At 63.9% G+C, this 5,087-nt stretch carries 7 protein-coding genes and 1 pseudogene; 3 read left to right on the top strand and 5 right to left on the bottom strand.

Going from position 1 to position 5,087, the window contains the following annotated elements:
* Nucleotides 1–238 precede the first annotated feature (238 nt).
* Nucleotides 239–587 (top strand): annotated as a pseudogene (locus F7R02_RS27075) (hypothetical protein).
* Between the two features lie 112 nt (nt 588–699).
* Here the strand turns inward: F7R02_RS27075 and F7R02_RS24095 are convergent.
* The 5 genes from F7R02_RS24095 to F7R02_RS26570 all read right to left on the bottom strand — a co-directional run bounded on the left by F7R02_RS24095 (nt 700) and on the right by F7R02_RS26570 (nt 4,173).
* Entirely contained in the window at nt 700–1,644 is a 945-nt protein-coding gene (locus F7R02_RS24095) for an Eco29kI family restriction endonuclease (RefSeq protein WP_235857269.1), read from the bottom strand.
* Entirely contained in the window at nt 1,645–2,793 is a 1,149-nt protein-coding gene (locus tag F7R02_RS24105; protein WP_253909673.1) for a DNA cytosine methyltransferase, read from the bottom strand.
* A gap of 1 nt (nt 2,794) precedes the next feature.
* Complete coding sequence (locus F7R02_RS24110; RefSeq protein WP_235857270.1) at nt 2,795–3,052, bottom strand: ribbon-helix-helix domain-containing protein; 258 nt, start codon at nt 3,050–3,052, stop codon at nt 2,795–2,797.
* A gap of 55 nt (nt 3,053–3,107) precedes the next feature.
* Nucleotides 3,108–3,371, bottom strand: a complete 264-nt coding sequence (locus F7R02_RS24115) for a hypothetical protein (protein ID WP_078588936.1) — start codon at nt 3,369–3,371, stop codon at nt 3,108–3,110.
* A 628-nt stretch (nt 3,372–3,999) separates the two neighbouring features.
* Nucleotides 4,000–4,173, bottom strand: a complete 174-nt coding sequence (locus F7R02_RS26570; protein ID WP_167521092.1) for a hypothetical protein — start codon at nt 4,171–4,173, stop codon at nt 4,000–4,002.
* Between the two features lie 264 nt (nt 4,174–4,437).
* Here F7R02_RS26570 and F7R02_RS24125 point away from each other — a divergent pair, with 264 nt between their 5' ends.
* Both F7R02_RS24125 and F7R02_RS27750 read left to right on the top strand, forming a co-directional pair.
* Nucleotides 4,438–4,911: a DUF3560 domain-containing protein gene (locus tag F7R02_RS24125; protein WP_425478514.1), complete on the top strand. Its 474-nt coding sequence runs from the start codon at nt 4,438–4,440 to the stop codon at nt 4,909–4,911.
* Entirely contained in the window at nt 4,878–4,988 is a 111-nt protein-coding gene (locus tag F7R02_RS27750) for a hypothetical protein (RefSeq protein WP_484606928.1), read from the top strand. Before F7R02_RS24125 ends, F7R02_RS27750 begins: the two co-directional genes overlap by 34 nt.
* Nucleotides 4,989–5,087: the final 99 nt, after the last annotated feature.

Here is a 5,087-nt window from a genome sequence, read left to right on the forward strand (position 1 = left end):
ATCTCGCGCCGGGTCTGCTTGCGCTTGCCCAGGCCCTCAGCGTCACCGAACGTCAGCTGCATAGATGATCCTCTACATGATGAGGCGGGTAGTGTCGCGTATCTGTGGTGCGTTGTTCAGAGCTTCCCTAGCGTGCTGAAACATAAGAAGAACTGCTTCCGTCCTCCCATTATCGTCATGGTTATTGAATGCCTCCAAGCCACGCTTTAATGAAGCAATAGCCTTCGCCTTCAGTGTCCTGGCATCCCTCTTAAGTTTCATAATTTCTCCGAATATTCTGTCCTTGACACCGCAGCTGGTCGGCCAGGTCGGCGGCTACAGCGTGATGGTGCGCGTGGGCCAAACCGAAAAGCAATTGACCGGCCAGCGCGGTGAGCCGCGCGTGTTTGCCAGCTTGGACACCGCCGCCGCCCAGCTGGGCGACCGGCCGCACTGAAGGCGTTGGCCAAGCTCCAGCGCCAGGCCAAACCCGCCAAGCCCAAGCCGGCCAGGAAGCCGGCCGGCGCGGCGGCCACCGGGCGCAGCTGAAATTGCCCGGCCTGCCGCGCACCCGCAAGCCCGCCCGCTCCGCTGGTGCCGACGCATGAGCCACCGCAACGACCTTGCCCAGGTGACAGCCGAGCGCGATGTGCTGGCCGGCTTGGTGAAGCAGTACGAAGCCCCGGCTGCGGACTTTCAGCGCGGATCTGCAACACGTGCTTATTCCGTGGGCGGAAGCTCACCGCTGACGGTGGCCGCCAATGCATCATCATCGTCCACGACCTCAGATGGGGTCATGGCCGCGTTCTGGGCGAAGTCGCTCAGGAAGCCACGAACGATGCGCGCCCGGCTGCGATGAGGCGGGTTGGCCGCGAAGTGTTCCGCGATCCTCGTGGTGATGACGTCCGGGGACATTTTGTCTTCGAGGCTTTCAGCCATCGCCCAGTTCCGGCCGGGGTGCATCACGTCCCACGGAGAACGCTTATTCGCGCGCGTGGTGGCCGCGTCACCATGCTTGCTGATTCCCCAGCAAATGCCCATTTCGTTGTTCCAGATCGGCCGGAAGGTGCGAATCAGATGCCGTTCGGCGACGAGCTGCGCATTGGTGGCGCAAACCAAGCGGTGACAGGTGAAATCGTCCACCTTGAGCGAGTGCGGCAGGCCCTGGTCGGCAGCGTAGCCGCCCACCGTCTTGATCATCCGGCGGTGATCGACCAGACGGCTGTAAAGCTGCGGCCCCTGTTCGCGCGATGTGCGCGCGTCCGCGCTCTTGGGGTCGGCCTTGCCGACATAGATTGGCGTTTCGGTGCCCGACACGGCGGCATAGGCTGGATGATCGCCGTGATAATAGATCGCATAGACGCCAGAGCCGTAGGTGCGCGCTATGCGCGCCAGCGGCACCCTGTCCTGGGCGACCAGGGCCAGCGCCACGAGACGGCCGGCGGTGTCCGGGTTGGCGGGATCGAACGAGGCACCCGGTTCCTTGATCGGATCAAGGTTGCTTCGGGCTTCCTCGATCTCGCCCGTCAGCGCCAGCAGCTCGGCCATCGTTTTCGTGGCGGCCGGCCGCGACAGCGTGGGCAAGATTTCCCGCAGACGGGCCAGCCGCTCGCGCACCTCGACAATTACCGTTTGCTCGGGGCGAAGTCTCGGAGCCTTCGCCATTCAAGCCGCCTCAATGTCGGAGGCAGGCGCAGTGGCTAGTGTCTCGGCCATCCAAGTGCCCATAGCCTCGGCGAGCTGCGACGGCACGGCGTTGCCGAGCTGGCGCATGCTTTCCGTCCACGACCGCGGGAACTGGTAGGTATCGGGTAGGCCCTGCAAGCGGGCGGCCTCGCGCGTGGTGAAGTAACGCACGCTGCCATCGTCCCTAACCATCATGTTCTCGCCACCAGGCACGCCATGATCGCCCGCTTTCAGCGCCTTGGCGGGCTGATCGAGCGGGCTTCCAGTGTGACCCGGATAGACCCGGGCGCCGTCCTGAAAGACGTGGTTGCTCTTCCCGTTTGGCTCGCCCAGGCCCATCAAGGCATCGCGAGTTGTCACCCAGGGCTTTCCCTTAGGCACCACACGCAAGGCGCGCAGTGCGCGAACTGCGGCGGCATCGGTGGAGGGAATGAACGCATCGGCCGGCTGGCGAAGGCCGTGACGCTTCCAATACTCGCCGCTGACCCACTGATCCCACAGCAGCCGTTCGCGCGAGTGCGTGGGCGTGGGCGTGGCCAAGCCACAAGCCAAGTCAGAGCGAATGCCGGCGACGATGACGCGATGGCGCTTCTGCGCGGCCCCGTAGTCTGCTGCGTTCACCTGAACGACGATGACGCGATAGGCAGAGGCCAGGCGCGAGGCTTCCAGGCGGCGCGTATGGCGCGCGTGATCCTCGCCGTCCAAGCGGGTGATTTCTGGATGGTGGAGGTGCGCAATGATCCAACGCAGATAGTTGGCGAAGGCCGGCCGGGCCAGGCCGCGCACGTTCTCGAACAAGAAGCCGCGCGGGCGAATCTCGCGCACGGCGCGAATCACTTCCGGCCACATGTCGCGGTTGTCACCTTGCCCCTTGTGCTTGCCGCCGATTGAGAAGGGTTGACAGGGCGGGCCGCCTGCCACTAGGTCAAGGCCGCCGAAGCGACGCCAAGTTACCTCGCGCACGTCCGCCTTTTCCAGCGGCCATTCGCTTACATGCTTGATACGGCGGCGGCGGTTGTGCAGTACGGTTTCCACCGCGTCGCCGTTCCATTCCACCATCAATTCATGGTGGAAACCGGCGCGGGACAAACCCAGCGCCAAGCCGCCGCAACCGGTGAATAGTTCCACGCTACGCATTCTGGCGCCCCTCTCTGATATCAAGGAAAAACAGGGGGCCTTGCGCCTGTTCAATCAGGTTTTCCACAGCGCGACGTACCAGCCATGCAACCTTCACGCCGTTTTGTTCGGCAATGTTTTCCAGGTCGGCGTGCTGCTGGCGCGTCAGCGTGGTTGTGACCCTTACAGAATTTTGGCTGTCATTAGCCATGTAATCGGCTCCCGCAGCAGATTGCTGCAAATTGCTGCAATTTTGCAGCCCGCCCATCATTGAGGCAATGAAAAGTTCGGGAGGCACATATGTAAGACGACTGAGGGCGCTAGCGTCAGAGAAAGCGTTTCAGGTCTGCAATTGGCGTGGGTAGCTCTTCCCCGAATGCACTGTAGCGCGCGACCGCTGCCGCCCATGCGCCTTCTAGCTCCTTCATATCGATGTCCTCGCGCGGTGTCGCAACGTAAGCCCGGCCGCCGCAATCCGTGCAAAATGGGTCTACGCCCTTGCAGTTCGGGCAGCGAGCAAATTGCCAGAATCCGCGCTGGATGAACACGCCGGCCGAGCACACGTAGCAGACGATTCCAGCTTGATCCATCGTGCCGCACGGGCTGCCGCAGGCGTCGCACACACCAGGTGGGCCGAATTGCCAGGGGTCTAGTCGAGGTCGTTTGCGGTTGCCCATGCAGCAGATTACCCATGCCGATGTCGCAGAACCTGCGAAACCGATGCAGTGGCGTACATCTGATCCGATCCAGGCGGGGGCGTGACCGCAAGCGGTCACCGGCTTGGGGTGCTGCGCACCGATGCCGCGTGCCGCGTCATCGCCAGTCGGCCCTAATCCTCGCCCCTGCGCGCTCCGCTTGCAGAAGCCAATGCGACGCCGCGTCCCTCGCGCCGTTTTCCAACCAGCGCCGCGATGACCAGCGTGAGGGTCGGCGACCAAGGATTGGCGACAGCCCGGCGGCTGGCCAGGTCGAGGCCTGTCGCCAACGTGCCGGTCGGCACGTGTCACCAACGTCGTCGCCAGCGCTGCCGACGACCAGGTGCCCGCTCCGGGGTGTAGGGGGGAACCCCCTACGGACAACGCCTCACCCGCGCAAGCGCGGCTTCAGCGCCGAGAGCAACGCTCCCGCCGCCGGCAGGGAGCCACCTCCACCTCCCCACTGCAAACCCGCTTTTGATGGCGCCGCTAGCCCGTCCCCGCGCTGGCGCGCAAGACAGTTTCAGCGTGCCGATCGCACGCCGGCCAGTGCGGCCGCCCTGCCCTGCAGAACGGCCACCAGTTCGATCACCAAGGCGATCACCAGCGACGGCCGCACACGGCCGCAGAACCGCGCCTGCGGCTCGCCGGAACGGCTCCATCTGCACGTCGCTGACGCGACGCGCTCACGGTCCACGGGACCGCTCCCAAGCGTCGCCGGTGGCGTGCTGCATCGCTGAGTCCCTTTCGCCTGCCCTGAACGGTAGTCCGGGCGCTGCGCGGCCATCCAGGGCACCGCTTCGCTGATCCGCTCACCCGGTCCCTGCGCTGCGCTTCGGGCTGCGGCTTCCCGTCTCTCCCTGGACACCCGCTTGACCCGGCCGACCTACGGGCAACACGGCGAAAGGCACTCAGCGAAGCAATGTCCAACTCCCCCCACAACAGCAAAAGGAGCGTCCCGATGAACCTAAACACGCCCGCGCCGAAGCGCGATACACAAGATCAAGAGCCGGCTCCTGCATCTAGCAAAGCAATGTGTGTGAGCTACAGCAATCAGATCGACCACACCGAGGAAAAGACCCCGATGAACAGCTATGAAGCCAAGTTGGAAGCCCGCCGTGAACGCCTGCTGACCCGTGCCCAGGAAGCGAACAAGAACGCCGACAGCCTGCACAAGAAAGCCCGTTCGATGGCCGGTGCGATCCCGTTCGGGCAGCCCATCCTCGTTGGGCATCACAGCGAAAGCCGGGACCGTAATTATCGCGAGCGCATACACAAGACGTTCGGCAAGGCGTTTGCCGAGATGGACAACGCCCAGCACTACGCGAGCAAGGCGGCGGCCGTCGGAACGGGGGGGTCTCCAGCGATGACCCGGATGCGGTCGCCAAGCTGCGCAAGGAGCTGCAAGCGATGGAAGCATCACAGGAGCGGATGAAGGCCGCGAACAAGGTCATTCGGACGAAGAAGAGGGTCGGCAGGGATTGGTGTAAAAAACAGCCAAAAGTGAGCTAACTCGCTGTCAGCACAGAAATTTTTCACAACCTTCTGCCGATCCTCCATGCGGGTCCGTGATCGCCTTCATGTCTGCGCCTCACCCTGGTCGTCGAGGGT

It is taken from the genome of Xanthomonas cissicola, assembly GCF_008801575.1.
In the GTDB taxonomy this organism is placed as follows: Bacteria; Pseudomonadota; Gammaproteobacteria; order Xanthomonadales; family Xanthomonadaceae; genus Xanthomonas; species Xanthomonas cissicola.